1 protein-coding gene and 1 pseudogene are annotated in these 584 nt (G+C 33.9%); both read left to right on the top strand.

What is annotated here, in order from left to right:
- Positions 1-153: pseudogene (locus tag M5121_RS15840) on the top strand (Cro/Cl family transcriptional regulator); the annotation flags it as partial.
- Positions 154-186: 33 nt separating this feature from the next.
- Positions 187-486, top strand: a complete 300-nt coding sequence (locus tag M5121_RS15845; protein ID WP_249571710.1) for a hypothetical protein — start codon at positions 187-189, stop codon at positions 484-486.
- Positions 487-584: the final 98 nt, after the last annotated feature.

Here is a 584-nt window from a genome sequence, read left to right on the forward strand (position 1 = left end):
CGAGTTTTTATTAGTTATGGTGATGAAAGAACCGTACGCTTGCAAAGTGATAATCCTGATAAGAAAAAGTATCCAGATGAGGTTATTACTAGAGAACAATTGAATGAATTACATTTCGTTGGTCGCTTGGAGTCTGCTCTGGTTAAACCATAAGAAATCCCTACAAAAATTCAAAGGAATAAAATCATGATCGCTACATTAAATAAATCAAAAACTGCATTGTCTATTAATAAACAAGAATTTAAAGCTGCATTATCTAAAATTGGTGAAGGTATTGATAAACAAATAGCATCACTTAAAAAAGCTAAGCAAAGTTATGACGCTGCCGAAATGGCACGCGAGGTCATTACTGAAGCAAATATCTTTGAAGCCATTATTGAGGGTTTTAACGAAGCCGAAAGCACCAATCTAAAGCTTGCAGATATAAGCAATTTGGATCAAGCACAAGGCTGGATAGATGAGTTTTTAGAAAAGTATAGTGCTTAAATAATTAAAACTGTGACCCGACACAGTCATTAAAATGGTTCGGGTGGAGAAAATTATGGGGTTTGAGGTAAGGAAGTTTAATGATATAAATTTAAATG

It is taken from the genome of Acinetobacter sp. ANC5681, assembly GCF_023488045.1.
Lineage (GTDB): Bacteria > Pseudomonadota > Gammaproteobacteria > Pseudomonadales > Moraxellaceae > Acinetobacter.

Excerpts from the sequence above, each read along its gene's own strand:
- M5121_RS15845 (WP_249571710.1), top strand. The coding sequence starts at position 187 with ATGATCGCTACATTAAATAAATCAAAAACTGCATTGTCTATTAATAAA.